The 14,723-nt window shown below is 61.7% G+C and carries 12 protein-coding genes and 1 pseudogene; 11 read left to right on the top strand and 2 right to left on the bottom strand.

What is annotated here, in order from left to right; genetic code table 11:
- Positions 1-379 precede the first annotated feature (379 nt).
- A complete protein-coding gene (locus GJA_RS15855; protein ID WP_038493957.1) occupies positions 380-1,165 on the top strand; it encodes an alpha/beta fold hydrolase in 786 nt (261 codons plus the stop codon).
- A 7-nt stretch (positions 1,166-1,172) separates the two neighbouring features.
- On the opposite strand, the gene GJA_RS15850 is transcribed toward GJA_RS15855, so the two are convergent.
- Positions 1,173-1,868, bottom strand: coding sequence for a hypothetical protein (locus tag GJA_RS15850; RefSeq protein ID WP_051780961.1), 696 nt, complete (start codon positions 1,866-1,868; stop codon positions 1,173-1,175).
- Between the two features lie 99 nt (positions 1,869-1,967).
- On the opposite strand from GJA_RS15850, the gene GJA_RS26810 reads away from it, so the two are divergent.
- The 4 genes from GJA_RS26810 (at position 1,968) to GJA_RS15830 (ending at position 8,539) form a co-directional block, all read left to right on the top strand.
- Positions 1,968-2,726, top strand: a complete 759-nt coding sequence (locus GJA_RS26810) for a M15 family metallopeptidase (RefSeq protein ID WP_038493954.1) — start codon at positions 1,968-1,970, stop codon at positions 2,724-2,726.
- Between the two features lie 221 nt (positions 2,727-2,947).
- The gene (tssM, locus tag GJA_RS15840; protein ID WP_174525980.1) at positions 2,948-6,760 is read left to right on the top strand and encodes a type VI secretion system membrane subunit TssM; all 3,813 of its coding nucleotides are present in this window, start codon (positions 2,948-2,950) and stop codon (positions 6,758-6,760) included.
- Complete coding sequence (gene tagF / locus GJA_RS15835) at positions 6,757-7,737, top strand: type VI secretion system-associated protein TagF (RefSeq protein ID WP_038493951.1); 981 nt, start codon at positions 6,757-6,759, stop codon at positions 7,735-7,737. The genes tssM and tagF overlap by 4 nt, the downstream gene beginning before the upstream one ends.
- Before the next feature lie 13 nt (positions 7,738-7,750).
- Positions 7,751-8,539: an OmpA family protein gene (locus GJA_RS15830; RefSeq protein ID WP_038500049.1), complete on the top strand. Its 789-nt coding sequence runs from the start codon at positions 7,751-7,753 to the stop codon at positions 8,537-8,539.
- 16 nt (positions 8,540-8,555) lie between these two features.
- Here GJA_RS15830 and icmH read toward each other — a convergent pair whose 3' ends face one another.
- Positions 8,556-9,341 (bottom strand): type IVB secretion system protein IcmH/DotU, encoded by a 786-nt coding sequence (icmH, locus tag GJA_RS15825; RefSeq protein ID WP_038493948.1) that lies wholly within the window; start codon positions 9,339-9,341, stop codon positions 8,556-8,558.
- Between the two features lie 290 nt (positions 9,342-9,631).
- Here icmH and GJA_RS15820 point away from each other — a divergent pair, with 290 nt between their 5' ends.
- From GJA_RS15820 to GJA_RS15795, 6 genes and pseudogenes are all read left to right on the top strand, one after another.
- Entirely contained in the window at positions 9,632-10,324 is a 693-nt protein-coding gene (locus GJA_RS15820; RefSeq protein ID WP_242404556.1) for a tetratricopeptide repeat protein, read from the top strand.
- 74 nt (positions 10,325-10,398) lie between these two features.
- Positions 10,399-10,890: an Hcp family type VI secretion system effector gene (locus tag GJA_RS15815; protein ID WP_038493946.1), complete on the top strand. Its 492-nt coding sequence runs from the start codon at positions 10,399-10,401 to the stop codon at positions 10,888-10,890.
- A gap of 99 nt (positions 10,891-10,989) precedes the next feature.
- The gene (locus tag GJA_RS15810; protein ID WP_038493943.1) at positions 10,990-11,502 is read left to right on the top strand and encodes a lipocalin family protein; all 513 of its coding nucleotides are present in this window, start codon (positions 10,990-10,992) and stop codon (positions 11,500-11,502) included.
- 285 nt (positions 11,503-11,787) lie between these two features.
- Positions 11,788-13,464, top strand: coding sequence for a methyl-accepting chemotaxis protein (locus GJA_RS15805; RefSeq protein ID WP_038493941.1), 1,677 nt, complete (start codon positions 11,788-11,790; stop codon positions 13,462-13,464).
- Positions 13,465-13,535: 71 nt separating this feature from the next.
- Positions 13,536-14,180 carry a tRNA-uridine aminocarboxypropyltransferase gene (locus tag GJA_RS15800; protein WP_081905446.1) on the top strand — a complete coding sequence of 215 codons (645 nt, stop codon included), beginning with the start codon at positions 13,536-13,538 and terminating at the stop codon, positions 14,178-14,180.
- Between the two features lie 86 nt (positions 14,181-14,266).
- Positions 14,267-14,557, top strand: a pseudogene (locus GJA_RS15795) (PA0069 family radical SAM protein); the annotation flags it as partial.
- Between the last annotated feature and the right edge of the window lie 166 nt (positions 14,558-14,723).

The following is a 14,723-nucleotide window of genomic DNA, read 5'->3' as shown; positions in this document are numbered from 1 at the left end:
GCCTGTCGTCGGGATGCCGTACGCCCCGTCCTGTAATGCCCAGCCGATGAGGATTGCTATATTTTTCCCCGAACCCGGCCGGCGAAAAATAATGACTGATTCTAGGACGCCGAACGTTAAAGAAGTGGCTTGGCACGCGGCTTTTGCGCAGTCGATTTGCGCTGCCGCAAGCAGTGTGCAGACTCAATTTCACGGCGTTATTTAGTTGCCGAACTGACCGCGAAGCCGCGCTGGTCGCGACCGGGCAGGAGTTTGCTCGACAGCACCGGGACGGCTTGTGTTTTGCGCATGTGCTTGCCGTTGCGGCCGGAATAAACGGCGTGTTGTATCCAGCAATGGCACAATAAGGGTATCGCCACATTGATGCAGCTCTCGACCCATGCCTATTTTGACCCTGGATGCGACGCAAGCGATTCATTACCAATTGATAGAAGGCCAGCCGGGGCAACCTTGGCTGGTGTTCTTGCACGAAGGGTTGGGCTGTACCGCCATGTGGCAGGACTTTCCGGCGCGGTTGTGCCAGGCCACCGGTTGCGCCGGGCTGGTGTATGACCGCCACGGTTATGGCCAGTCATCGGCGCTGACGGCCGGCCGCAATATTCATTATCTGCACGATTACGCCTTGCGCGAATTGCCGGCGCTGCTGGAACATGTGCTGCCGGGCAGGGAATATTTCTTGATCGGCCATTCCGACGGCGGCAGCATCGCGCTGATCCATGCCGCCGAACGGCCGCCGCGCCTGCGTGGCGTGATTACCGAAGCGGCCCACGTATTTGTCGAAGCGGAAACGCTGGCCGGCATCCGCGCGGCCGATGCCGCCTTCGACGCCGGCAAGCTGCGCGCGCTGGAAAAATATCATGGCGACAAGACCGAAACCCTGTTCAAGGCGTGGTCGCTGACCTGGCAAACCTTTGGTTTTCAATTCTGGAATATCGAATACCTGCTGCCATCGATCGTCTGTCCCGCGTTGGTGGTGCAGGGCAACGAAGATCAATACGGTTCTGCCGCGCAAGTCGATACGATTTCCCGGCTGGCCTTGAACGCCACCCCCGTAATGATCGAAAAGTGCGGCCATGCGCCGCACCAGGAACAGCCCGACGCGCTGCTGGCGCTGATGGCTAATTTTTTACAAGGGCAACTGGCGTCCGTGCCGGCCGCCCTCTGAAGCACGCTCAGCGGCAAGCCAGGTCGCTATCCCAGCGGCCGGCGCAGATGCGCGAGCGGCACAACATGCCCTCGATCAAGCCGAGTTCCTTGCAGCGCTGTAACAGCGACTCGGTGCTTTCGTCCCCCTTGCGCAGCACCACGTCGCGTTTGCTTCCTTCTGGCGGCGGCTGGCCGTTGGCGTGCGCCACCATCGCCGATAGCAGCGCGACGTCGCTGTCGGGCGCCGCGCCGCCGCGTCTGGCCGGCAATGGCGGCGATGGCCGTGCCGCGGGGGCGGCCGATGGCGCCACTTTCACTGGCGCTGGCGCGGCTTTTGCCGGCGTTGCCGCTCTTGCCGGCGGCGTTTCATTGATGATCGCGGCCGCCTGCACCTCTGGCTCCGCTGTCGGCGCAGGCACCGGGGCAGGCGAGGGCCGGGCATCGCGTAGCGGCGTGCTGGCCAGTACCAGCGGCGTTGGCGCCACCGCTTGCTGGTAAGACAGCCAGCTCACCACGCCCAGCATCAATAACACGCCGGCGCTCAATAGCGCGGTGCGGCCGGGCCGGTAGCGGATCGCCGCGGTGCCGGGAATCAGGCCGGGGCCATGTTCCAGATTGGCCAGGATGCGGTTGCCTTCCGAGGCCGGGCGCTGATGTTTGCCGCCGCCGGCCAGCAAGTCGGGACCGCCGTGGCGCGGCGCCTTGTCTTTAAACGATTGCAAAATATCACCTCCAAACTGGATCGGATTTGATGTGGCGTTTCATGCGACTGTGTAATCGGCCTACGATGAAGCAATCCTTAAGCGATAGCGGAGCGCCGCGTGCTGACTGTGCTGATCCTGATGTATGTGCTGGCCGCCGCTTTTTTCGGCTGGCTGTTGCTGTCGCCTGCCGGCCGCTTTGCGGCACGGTGCGCGATGGTCAATCTGGGCTTGCGCCCGCAACGAGCCACGCGCTGGCAGTGTTTGATGTTGCTTGTCGGTACTGTGGTTATCCTGGCCTGGCAATGGCACGGCAGCATCGATCAGGCACGGACTCTGCGCCCGTTGCCGCAAGCGCAAGAGGTACAAGAAGCGCCACTGGCGCCGCCGCCATCGCCGCCGCGGCGATTTTTCGCCGACCTGGACTGGCGTCTTGAAAGGACGCCGGCGCCGGTATTGCCCAGGCTGCTTGAAGCGAATCGCAACTGGCAATTGCTCGATCATGATTTTGAACAGCGCCTTTTGTTGGTATTCAAGATCATGAAGGAAGTCCACGGTTATGACATGGTTTTGCTGGAAGGCTATCGCAGTCCGTTCAGGCAACAGTTGCTTGCTACACGCGGCAGTGGCGTCACCGGCGCCGCCGCATTCCAGAGTTACCACCAGTACGGCCTGGCCGCCGATTGCGCTTTCCTGCGTCACGGACAATTGCTGATGTCTGAAAAAGATCCATGGACCATGCGCGGCTACCGGCTGTATGGCGGGCTGGCCGAAGCGGCCGGCTTGCAGTGGGGCGGACGCTGGTCGATCAGGGATTTCGGCCATATTGAATTGCGCAAATTGCAGAAGGGGCGCGCGATGATGCCGCGTTCCAGATAGCTTGCCCTCATCGCGCGTAGCCATTCTAGTGCGCGCGCGGCATGTGCTTGACGCCAGTGACAGGGAGATTGACCAGTATCAATGTGGCTATGTAAGTGAGGAAATCTTGCACTGCCAAATGCTTGTTTCATCTCAAGAAAGCAGCGCTTTATTGGTGTCAACATTGCCTGAACCTGGTGTTCCAGCCTGATTCCTGCCGTTGACCTTACCCTGCCTACCCCATGATACGAAAAATCTGGCATTTCCTGACCGACAAACGCAGCCTGACCATCCTCGGTTTTGTGGTGCTGGCAATCATGTTGTATCTCGGCGCGGAATTGCTGGAACTTGCGCTGGCCTGGGCGCTGGCCGGGCTGGCGCTGGCCGCAGCGGTCTGGCTGCTGGCCTGGTATTGGCGGCGCCGCAAGGCCCGCCGCGACGCCCAGGGGCTGGACCAGGCCATCGTCAGCCAGCCGCCGTCGGCACAGGTGGATGGCACCGGGCGCGAAGAGTTGCAAGCCATCCGCAGCACCATGCTGAAAGCCATCGACACCATCAAGACCTCCAGGCTGGGCCAGGCTTCGGGCGCCGGCGCCTTGTATGAATTGCCGTGGTATATGATCATCGGCAACCCGGCGGCCGGCAAGAGCAGCGCGATCGTCAATTCCGGTCTGCAATTTCCCTTCGCTGACAGCAAGATTGTGCAAGGCGTGGGCGGCACCCGCAATTGCGACTGGTTCTTTACCGCCGACGGCATTTTGCTGGACACGGCAGGCCGCTATTCGGTGCTCGACGAACATCGCGGCGAATGGTACGGCTTTCTCGATTTGCTCAAAAAATACCGCAAGAAGGCGCCGGTCAACGGCATCATCATCGCGGTCAGCATCGCCGAACTGGGCGGCGACAATCCCGACCTAGGCATGCAGCTGGCGCGCAGCTTGCGCAAGCGCGTGCAAGACGTGATCGAGCGGCTGGAAGTGTTTGCGCCGCTGTATATCGTGTTCACCAAGTCCGATCTGATTTCCGGTTTCAGCGCGTTTTTCGACAGTGCCGAACGAAGCGAGCGCGAACGCGTGTGGGGCGCCACGATGCCGTATAAACGCAAGGTGCCGGCCAGTGAACTGCTGGCTTTTTTCGACCAGAGTTTCGATGAGCTGCATGCCGGCCTGACTGAAATGAGCCTGGCCAATATGGCGCACCGCCACACGGGCAAGATGGCGCCCGGCGTATTTACTTTCCCGCTGGAGTTTTCCAGTATCCGCACGCCGCTGCGCGCCTTCATCGCCACCTTGTTTGAAGAAAATCCGTTCCAGTTCCAGCCAGTGTTTCGCGGCTTTTATTTCACCAGCGCGTTGCAGGAAGGCTTGCCGGTCAGTGCGTCGTCGAAGCAGATCGCGCAGCGTTTCGACTTGCACCTGGAAGCGGGCGCGGCCGAGTCGCGCGGCGCGCAGCACGGCTACTTCTTGCTCGAACTGTTCCGCAAGGTGATTTTCGCCGACAAGGATCTGGTGTCGAGTTATGCCAGCAAGCACAAGGTGCAATTCAAGTACGCGGTGTTTTTCGGCGCCGTGCTGATACTGGGCGGCTGCCTGGGCGGCTGGAGCTGGTCCTACCTGGGCAACCGGCAACTGGTGTCGAATGTCCAGGCCGACCTCGATACAGTGGTGCGCATGCAAGACAAGACGCTGGATCTGCAATCTCGGCTGGACGCGCTGGAAATCTTGCAAGACCGCATCGAGCAACTGGACAAATACCGTAGCGACCGGCCATGGTCCCTGCGCATGGGCTTGTACCAGGGCGAATTATTGGAGCGCAAACTGCGCGAAGAGTATTTTTCCGGTGCGCGGCAAGTGATGCTGCTGCCGGTGGTGAGTAAGCTGGAAACGCTGCTGGCCGACATGAACGCCAACGCCGACCAGCTGCAAGCCCAGCCAGCGGCGCCCGCAACGGGCGGGCGCGCCGCCGCGACCGACGCGCCGCCAGCCCGGCGCACCTATCTGGAAGCGTCGCCGGCGAATGTCGAGGATGCCTACAATGCGCTGAAAACCTATCTGATGCTGGCCGATCAATCGCATGCCGAAGCCAGCCATTTGAACGACCAGATGACGCGTTTCTGGCGCGGCTGGCTGGACAGCAATCGCGGGACGATGCCGCGCGAGCAAATGATACGCAGCGCCGAACGCCTGATGACGTTTTATTTGTCCCAGCTCGGCGATCCGTCGTGGCCACGGATCGAACAGAAGCTGGCGCTGGTCGACCAGGCGCGCGACAACCTGCGCCGGGTGGTGCGCGGCATGCCGGCCCGCGACCGGATTTACGCCGACATCAAGGCGCGCGCCGCGACCCGCTTCCCGTCGGTGACGGTGGCGCGGATTGTCGGCGAGGCGGACCAGGCGCTGGTGGTCGGCAGCTACGCGCTGCCCGGCACGTTTACCCGCGGCGCGTGGGAAAAATTCATCGAAAAGTCCTTCAGGGAGGCGTCCAACCGCGAATTGCACAGCGCCGACTGGGTCTTGAAAACCGCCACCACCGATGACTTGACGCTGGAAGGCAGCCCGGAGCAAATCCAGAAAGGGCTGGTCGATTTATACCAGGCCGATTATGCGAAGGAATGGCAGAAATTCGTGCAGGGCGTCGCCATCAGCGACTTGAACGGTTTCGATGGGGCGGTGGTGGCGATGAACCGGCTCGGCGATCCGCTGTCGTCGCCGATCGCCAAGATCTTCACGACGATTTACCAGGAAACCTCGTGGGACAATCCGGGGCTGGCCAATGCCGGGTTGCGCAAGGTGGAGGGCGGCTTCGTCAAATGGTTCAAGGAAACCGTGCTGCGCCGCACGCCGGCGCCGCTTGCTGCGGATGTCGGCGCCAGCCTGAACAGCCAGCTCGATCCGGCCCGCCCGATGGGGCCGGTGGGCCGGGAATTTGCCGGCGTCGGCAAGCTGGTGGCCAGCCAGGATAAGCAGGCGTCGCTGCTGCGGGCCTACATGGAAACGCTGTCGAAATTGCGCAGCCGCTTGAACCAGTTGAAGAACCAGGGCGACGCCGGCCCCGGCGCCAAGCAATTCATGCAGCAAACGCTGGAAGGCAGCGGTTCGGAGTTGGCCGACGCGTTGAAATTCATCGATGAGCAAATGCTGACCGGCATGAGCGATAGCCAGAAACTGGCGCTGCGGCCGATCCTGGTGCGCCCGCTGATGCAGACGTTCGCGGTGATCGTCGCGCCGGCCGAGGCGGAAGTCAACAAGACCTGGAGCGCCCAGGTATATCAGCCGTTCCAGCAAACGCTGGCCAATAAATATCCATTTGCGCCGAAAGCGGGTATCGAAGCCAGCAGCGCCGAGATCGGCCAGTTGTTCGGGCCGGAAGGGCAGGTCGCCAAATTCGTCAATGCGTCGATGGGGCCGCTGGTGGTGCGGCGCGGCGATATGCTGGCGGCGCGCACCTGGGCCGACATGGGTATCACGCTGAGTCCGCAAGTGGTGGCGCGTTTCCCGGGCTGGATCGCGCCCTTGGCGGCCGGCGGCGTGGCCAGCGCGTCGGCGGCGGCGCAGACGGTGTTCCAGATCCTGCCGGCGCCGGCCCCCGGCACCCAGGAATACACGGTCGAGATCGACGGCCAGCAACTGCGCTACAAGCACGGCGACGGCACGCCGGTGCAATGGACCAATATGGTGCACCCGAGTCCCCAAGGTGTTCCCGGCGCGCGCATCAGCGCGCTGAGCGCCGACGGGCGCAGCGTGGAATTGTTCAACGAACCAGGCCCGTTCGGCCTGAAACGCATGATCGACGCGGCGGCCAAGAAGCGCAAGGACGGCGGCGTATTTGAACTGCGCTGGAGCAAGGGCGATACCTCGGTGGCCTTCGACCTGAAAATCACCAGCAGCCCGGAGGCCGGCGCCGCCGCGGTCGGCGATGGCGCCGGGCAGGGCCAGGGCCAGGGCCAGGGCTTTCGCGGCATGACGCTGCCGGATGTCATCGTCGGCAAGAGCGCGCAGCCCGTGTCTGTCGCTGCGGTGGTGGCCGCGGCTGCCGAGAGCGGAGCGGCCAAATGATGCGCGGGCCGCAGCAGGTGCGGATCGGCTATTTCGGCAAAATCCCGGCGCGCAGCGATTTCATCAAGGCGGCCGACAATATCGCGCTGGTCACCTTGCTCGATCAATGGCTGGCCGAAGTGATGAATTTGCTGACCAGCGAACCGCGCTGGAAACTCAATTACGACGCCATGGCGCCGCTCGATTTCGCCTTTGTCGGCACGCGCAGCAAGCGCAGCATCGCCGGACGCATCGTCGCCAGCAGCGACCAGTCGCAGCGCCGCTTTCCCTTCATGACGATGAGCGTGCTGGAAGTGGCCGAACCGGACGGCTTCCTGCCATGCTCCCCGCTGGTGCTGGCTGGCTTGTGGCAGCGCCTGGGGCGGCTGTCGTCCGGTATCCTGGCGCAGGACGATCCGGGGCCGGCCTTGCACGCGCTGGCCGCCAATGTGCTGGAAATCGCGCCGGGCGCGCCGGTTCACGCGGCCGGTTTCGCCGGCTTCCTGGAAAGCCAGACGCTGCATGGCTTGCAGACGATGCTGGCGTCGCCGGGCTTTCCGGTGACGCTGCGCCAATTGATGCTGGGCCTGGGCATGCTGCTGGAACCGGTGCGCCACAGCGCCAGCCAGCGGCTTGAAAAAAGCCTGGTGCTGCCCTTGCCGCGCGCGCCGGAAGCGCGCTTGCTGGCCGCCAGTTTCTGGCTGCACCTGATCGCGCCATTCCTGCGCCACGCCGACTTCGAGCTGGTCCTGTTCATCACCGATATCAAGGACGACGCGGTGCTGGTGATCGGCTTTTGCGGCGCCGATCCGCACGCGCTGCAAGCGCTGATCGATCCATCCGCCGCCGCCGAACGGCAAATCGTGTTCGACCGGCTGGAGTGGGTCGAACACCAGGTCGCCGCCGATCCGGCGCTGCAGCATCTGTCGGCCTGCCTGGCGCAAGACCAGCTGTCGCTGGCGTCGGCCCATGCGCTGTTTTGCGCCACTTTTACCTGAAGCGGGGACGATGATGAAACAGCTGACGATGGCCGCCGTGGCCAGTCTATTTTGCGCGCTGGGCCATGCCCAGGCGCCGGTGATAGTTCCGGTATTGACCACGCCGAAACCGGGCCAGATCCTGGTCAGCGGCATGGTGCCGGACGAAGCGGCCAAGGCCGCCGTACTGGCCCGCTTGCGCGAACTGTATGGCAGCGAGCAAGTGGTCGACCAGATCGGCATCGGCGCGGTGGCCCTGCCGCCGAACTGGAATGGCCATGTGCAAAAGCTGATCGGCCCGAACCTGAAACTGATTTCACGCGGCCAGCTGAAAATCGACGGTAATAACGTCAGCGTGCGCGGCGAGGTCGCCAACGAGGCGCAGCGCCAGCAAATCGCCAGCGATATCGCCACCAGCCTGAACCCGACCTATATCGTCAGCAATGGCTTGCGGGTCAGCGCGTCGGAGCAAAACCTGCTCGATGCGGCGCTGGACCAGCGCATCATCGAATTCGACATCGGCAAGACCAGCATCACGCCGGCCGGGCTGGCCATCCTCGACGACATGGCGCTGGTCCTGCTGAAGCTGAAGGATAAAAAGGTGGAAGTGATCGGCCATACCGACAATAGCGGCCTGCGCGACAGCAACCTGGCGCTGAGCCAGGCCAGGGCCGAAGCGGTGCGCACTTACCTGGCTTCGAAAGGCATCGCCGCCGACCATGTGCTGGTCTCGGGGCAGGGACCGGACCGGCCGGTGGCCGACAATGGCAGCGCCGATGGCCGGGCGCGCAACCGGCGCATCGAATTCCGCGTGGCGCAGTAGTGCGCGCAGTACTGCGTCAGGGCAAGGTGATCGTCAAATGCGCCGGCCGCGGCGCCAGCTTGACCAGGTCGCTGTACGCGGCCAGCGTGTTGCTGGTCGTGCGCGTCAAGTGTGTCTTCAAGCCAAGGTAGGTGCACAGGCCCAGCAAGCCGAACACGCTGCACACCACCCATAAGGGCACGTCGCTGCGGTGCTTGTGGACGATCTGGTCGGGCCGTTCCGCGCGCGGCGCAAAGCCGCGGCTCTTGCCCTTCATGTGGGCGATTTCATCGCCCAGGCGCGCGCTCAGGTAGTTCAGTTTTTCGCCGCCGTCGATCGCATATTTACCCTGGAAACCGAGCAGCAAACACATATGGAACACTTGCAGCGCCTGCAGCCGCACCGCGCCTTTGGCGCGCAATTCCTCCAGCCGGTCGAAAAAATGCTGGCCGGCCAACTGGTCGCCGAACAGCACCAGTTGCAAGGGCCGCCGTTCCCATTGCTGGCGCACCGCGAACGGCGATGCGAGGATGATTTCATCGACCGCCGCGCAAAACGCATATTTCGCGGCGTCGATATCTTGCGCATCGGCACGGGCCTGCTTGGCGTCGTGCTCGAAACTGCCGAGGAACTTGGTGATGCGCTCCAAGAATGTTTCTTCGTGCGCCGGACCGCTGCCGTTTTTCAGCAAGAACAGCAAGTAAAAACCTTCATGCATCAAATCCAGCAGCGTGATGCCGTGGCGCGCTTCGCCGGCCGGCGAAGCGCCGCTGCGCGCACCGAGCAGCGAGGGCGCGGCGCGCCGTTCGACAAATTGGGTCATCGTGGCGCTCCTGTCAGCGCGCGCTGCTGGTAGCGGATTGCCGCACTTGCCATGGCGATACTCCTTGAGTGTGGGAAAGAAGGACTTCCCGCCATTTGACCGGATCGGTAGCAAACGTCACTTGCGGCGGCGCAACTCTCGTGCGTAGCCCTTGGATTTATCCATAAAAACCGCGCTCGCCGGCGTCGCTTATGCGCCAGATCAGACTTGTGTTTGAAAATTCAGGCGGATGAGTGGAACTTATTGTTTTCTGATTAACCGCAATTTGCCATCAAAACCACGGCTTGATAATGGCCTCCACCAAAGCGCTGGCCGCAAGCGGTTTTGACGGCCGTCCCGATCCGCCCGATTCGTCTTCCAGCAAAGGGATTTCCGACATGAAGGTTTACCGATTCTTGCCCTGCATCGCCAGCGCCATCATTTTTTCCAGCCTCGCCGGCTGCGCGACAACCGACCCGGGCGCCGGCAAGGCCATCCAGCCTCGCCTCGATAAAGTGCTGGCCCAGGCAGACGCCGCCAGCAAGGCCGGCCAATATGAACAGGCGCAAACCATATTGAAGGGCGCCGGCAGCGCCTTCCCGGCCGACAAGACGCCGTGGCTGCATCTGGCGCAAATGAAATTTGACCGTGGCAACTATGGCGACGCGATCAACCATGCGCTGGAAGTCTTGCAGCGCGACCCGGACGACAAGGTCGCCAGCAGCATCGTCGCCGTCAGCGGCTTGCGCCTGTCGGGCAAGGCGCTGGCCGACTTGTCGCGGCAAAACAATCTAAACGCGTCGTTGCGTTCCGAAGTGCAAGACTTGGCCAAGCTGGTGCGCTCCAGCCTGGGCGAGGAAGCACAGGCGCCAAGACGCGTGGCGCCGGCCAGGCGGACGCCGCTCGCCGGTAGCGCGGCCGGGCCGGCCGTGACGAATCCCGCGGCCGCCAGCGCCAGGCCGGCGGCGCCGGCCAGCAACGATCCCTTCAGCGGCTTGAAATAGTACCCTCCGCGTGGCCGCGGAGCCAGAGCCGGCCACTTCCCGATCCCGAGGATCGTTTCATTAAGGAGCACATAATGGCAATCGACGTGTATCTGCAAATTGACGGCATCAAGGGCGAGTCGACCGACGACAAGCACAAGGACTGGATCGAGTGCAAATCGGTCAGCTGGAGCGTGGAGCAGCCGAAATCGGCCACCGCCTCGACCGGCGGCGGCCACACCGCCGAACGTTGCGAACACAAGGATATCGTGATTTCGAAACTGGCCGACCTGGCCTCGCCGATCTTGCTGCAAACCTGTTCCGCGGGCAAAACCATACCCAAGGCGCATTTTGAATTCATGCGCGCCGATGGACAAGGCGAGCGCATCAAGTATTTTGAAATCGAAATCGAGAACGTGCTGATCGGCGCGGTCACGCCGAATGTGCACGAAGGCGACATCCTGACCGAACAGGTCGGCTTCAAATTTTCCAAGGTTAAATGGAAGTACACCCAGCAAAAAGTGACCGGCGGCGCCGGCGGCAATACCTCGGGCGGCTGGGACCTGGCGGCCAACAAGGTGGTCTGAGTTGTGACAAGAGGCCGCGCCGCTCTGCAGGCGAGCAGTGCGGCTGCTTCAGCTTGCCGTGCGCTACAATCGTCAGCCCATATCGGCAAGGAAATATTGATGAAGAAGATACTGTGCCTGATGGCGCTGTTGCTATGTGGCTGCGTTGGCCGGCCCGACAATATTTATCCGGTCGGGCAATTCGATACCTCCAGATATCTCGGCAAATGGTATGAAATCGCGCGGCTCGACCATTCCTTTGAAAAAGGTTTAAGCAAGGTCACCGCGGAATACAGTCTGCGCAGCGATGGCGGCTTGAAAGTCGTCAACCGGGGTTACCAGGCTGCCGATTCGGTCTGGAAAGAATCCATCGGTAAAGCTTATTTTGTCGACAAGCTTGACGAAGGCTACCTGAAAGTATCGTTTTTCGGCCCCTTTTATGGCTCCTACATCGTGTTCGACCTGGAACCGCACGATTACCGCTACTCGATGGTCAGCGGGCCGGACAAATCCTATTTCTGGCTGCTGTCGCGCACGCCGACGATGGATCCCGCCACCCAGAAACGCTTGCTCGACAAAGCCCGGGCGCTGGGTTTCGATACCGCCAAGCTGATTTATCCTCAGCACGACTGATTTCCATTCAAGAATGCTGCCGCGATGGCGGCATTTTTCTCCTGTTTTAATTTCCTCTTAAAGTGTTGCTTTCCTGCATACAGAGAATTGCAATGTCATCTTGATTCGCTCACAATCGGTATCAAAGCCAGCGCCAAGTTGGTGCGCTTTTGATGTTGTGCTGGGTGGGGAAGCTGGAGGTCTTCCCCATGGCAAGCAGTGTGATTACCGGATGACCCAGGCTGGCCCTCGTTCTGGATTGAAGGCGGCGCATTTTCATGGCTTTACTTGACAGGAATCACGTTTATGAAAAACCTCAAGATCGGCGTACGCCTCGGAGGCGGTTTTGCCGCCGTGCTGCTGCTGTTGACGACCCTGACCGCGATCGGCATCGTGCGCATGCAAAGCGCCAGCGACATGACCGAAGAACTGGTCCATATCAAAGTCGCCAATGAACGTTTGATCGCCGAATGGGCCAAGGTCATCGAGGTGAACGCGGCGCGTACCGCGGCGGCGTGGAAAGTCTCCGACCCGGAACATCAAAAACAATTCGAAAAAGAAATGACGGCGTCGTCCGCGCGCGCCACTGAAATCCAGGACCAGATCGGCAAGAGTACCCTCAACGATGAAGAGCGCAGTCTTTTCAAGGAGGTGCTGGCCACCCGCCAGGCCTATGTCGACGTGCGCAAGGCCGTGTTCAAGGCCAAGGCCGCCGGCGACATGGAGCTGGGCAAGAAACTGTATGAAGGCGACATGGCGGCCAAGCGCGATCTGTACCTGGGCGCGCTGAACAAGCTGGCGAACACCGAACAGCGCTTGCTCGATGTATCCGCAGCGCAAATCAAGGCGCGTTATGAAAGCGGCCGGCTGTTGCTGCTGTCGCTAGGCCTGGCGGCGATCGTGCTCGGCATTGCCTGCGCCTACTGGATCACCCGTTCGATCACCGGGCCGATCACCAAGGCGGTGAAAGTGGCCGAAGCCGTCTCGGCAGGCGACTTGACCAGCGACATCGTGGTCGACAGCCGGGATGAAACCGGGCAATTGATGACCGCGCTGAAAAACATGAACGATAACCTGGTCAACATCGTCGGCCAGGTGCGGACCGGCACCGAATCGATGGGCACGGCATCGCGTGAAATTGCCGCCGGTAATCTTGACTTGTCGTCGCGCACCGAAGAGCAAGCCAGTTCGCTGGAAGAAACCGCTTCTTCGATGGAAGAGTTGACGTCCACCGTCAAACTGAACGCCGACCATGCGCGCGATGCCAACCGACTGGCCATCAACGCGTCCGAAATCGCCAGCCGGGGCGGGGCGGTGGTGTCCGAAGTGGTCACGACGATGGGATCGATCAACGACTCGTCGCGCAAGATTGTCGATATCATCAGCGTGATCGACGGCATCGCCTTCCAGACCAATATCCTGGCGCTGAACGCGGCGGTCGAGGCGGCCCGGGCCGGCGAGCAGGGCCGCGGCTTCGCGGTGGTGGCCAGCGAGGTGCGCAGCCTGGCGCAACGCTCGGCGGCGGCGGCCAAGGAAATCAAGGAATTGATCGACGATTCGGTGCAAAAGGTCGAGGCCGGGTCTACGCTGGTCGACAAGGCTGGCCGCACCATGGATGAAATCGTGCAAAGTATTTCCCATGTGACTGAAATCATGAACCAGATCACCGACGCCAGCGATGAGCAGCGGCTCGGCATCGAGCAAGTCAACCAGGCGATCGGCCAGATGGACCAGGTAACCCAGCAAAACGCCGCGCTGGTGGAGCAGGCCGCCGCCGCGGCCGAATCGATGCAGGAACAATCGGCCAGGCTGGCCGACGTGGTCAGCCTGTTCAAGCTGGATGCGGCGGTCGCCGTCGCCTCGGCCAAGGTCGCCGCTCCGGCCCGGCCGCAAGCGGCGCTGGTGCGCGCCAGAACGGCGGCGGCACCGCGCAAGGTCGTGGCGCCGGCCAAGGCGGGAACCGATGAATGGGAAGAGTTTTAAGCCGATGATCAGTGGCCGCCCATGCCGGGCGGCTACAATCGCGGTTTGCAAGCAAACCGCGTAGCCACTGAATGACTTCCAGCACTCCCGATAGTTCGCCTCCAATCAATTCGCCACAGCGCGGGCGCGCCGTGTGCGCCACCTGCCTGCGCCCGCTCTCGGCCTGCATCTGCCAGTGGATCGCCACATTGCCGGCACTGGTGGAAGTGCTGATCCTGCAGCATTCGCTGGAAGTGAACAACGCCAAGAACAGCGCCCGCTTGCTGCACCTGAGCTTGCCGGGTAGCCAGCTGGCCGTTGGCGAAACCTTTGCAGTGGATCAATTGGCAATGTTGTTGTCCGGAAAGAACAATATCTTGCTCTACCCGGACACCCCTGGCGACCAGTCGCTCGGCATGCCGGTTCCGCCCGTATTAAACCCGGCATGGCTGCACCAGCCGGCCGGTTTGCGGCTGGTGGTGCTGGACGCGACGTGGCGCAAAAGCCGCAAAATGCTGTACCTGAATCCGCAACTGCAGCAACTGCCGCGGCTGCCGCTGCGCGATACGCCGCGGTCGCATTACCTGATCCGCAAGGCCCATGCGCCGCATCAATTGTCGACGCTGGAAGCGACCTGCTACGCCTTGATGCAGCTGGAAAACGACAACGCCCGTTTTACGCCGCTGATCGCCGCCTTCGACGGTTTCGTGGCCCAGCAATTGCGCTACATCAGATAGCCTGCCAGTTTGAGCGCAGACAGTACTTGATCTTGCGCTGATACCCGCATAGTATACTGTATAGGCATACAGTATATGGGGGCGCCATGTCGGACTATGACGAACAGATGCAAGGGCAGGTCATGCTGCCGCCGCCATCCCTGAAAGGGCGCAAGGGGCGCGGCGCCGTGTCGAACTTGCAGGGCCGCTATGAAATCCATGGCCGCGAAGGGTATGACGATGGCTGGGCGCAGGAAGATGAAAACGCCGACGGCAAGGCCATCGTCAGCTGGAAGACCCAGGTCACCGAGGAGTACGCCAAGACCATCCTGACCCGCAACGCGTCGCCGGATCTGCCGTTCAGCGTGTCGCTGAATCCGTACCGGGGCTGCGAACACGAAATGTAAACTGGTGTTTCAAATCATTTATGTAGGGGGGGAACGGACCAAATTTGTTGATTTATGCTGATAATGATGAACCTTTAGATTGTTCATAATTTACTTGATTCCTCTGTTGTTCCGACTAATCTGTGATATGTGCGTCTGTTCATAGATTTCGGATGAG

Source organism: Janthinobacterium agaricidamnosum NBRC 102515 = DSM 9628, from assembly GCF_000723165.1.
GTDB lineage: Bacteria > Pseudomonadota > Gammaproteobacteria > Burkholderiales > Burkholderiaceae_D > Janthinobacterium > Janthinobacterium agaricidamnosum.
This window is presented reverse-complemented; position numbering and strand designations above follow the sequence as displayed.

Bases quoted from the DNA above. Each gene is read 5' to 3' on its own strand.
- GJA_RS15855 (WP_038493957.1), top strand. From the start codon at position 380: ATGCCTATTTTGACCCTGGATGCGACGCAAGCGATTCATTACCAATTG.
- tssM (WP_174525980.1), top strand. From the start codon at position 2,948: ATGATACGAAAAATCTGGCATTTCCTGACCGACAAACGCAGCCTGACC.
- tagF (WP_038493951.1), top strand. From the start codon at position 6,757: ATGATGCGCGGGCCGCAGCAGGTGCGGATCGGCTATTTCGGCAAAATC.
- GJA_RS15830 (WP_038500049.1), top strand. From the start codon at position 7,751: ATGAAACAGCTGACGATGGCCGCCGTGGCCAGTCTATTTTGCGCGCTG.
- icmH (WP_038493948.1), bottom strand. From the start codon at position 9,341: ATGACCCAATTTGTCGAACGGCGCGCCGCGCCCTCGCTGCTCGGTGCG.
- GJA_RS15820 (WP_242404556.1), top strand. From the start codon at position 9,632: ATGGCCTCCACCAAAGCGCTGGCCGCAAGCGGTTTTGACGGCCGTCCC.
- GJA_RS15815 (WP_038493946.1), top strand. From the start codon at position 10,399: ATGGCAATCGACGTGTATCTGCAAATTGACGGCATCAAGGGCGAGTCG.
- GJA_RS15810 (WP_038493943.1), top strand. From the start codon at position 10,990: ATGAAGAAGATACTGTGCCTGATGGCGCTGTTGCTATGTGGCTGCGTT.
- GJA_RS15805 (WP_038493941.1), top strand. From the start codon at position 11,788: ATGAAAAACCTCAAGATCGGCGTACGCCTCGGAGGCGGTTTTGCCGCC.
- GJA_RS15800 (WP_081905446.1), top strand. From the start codon at position 13,536: ATGACTTCCAGCACTCCCGATAGTTCGCCTCCAATCAATTCGCCACAG.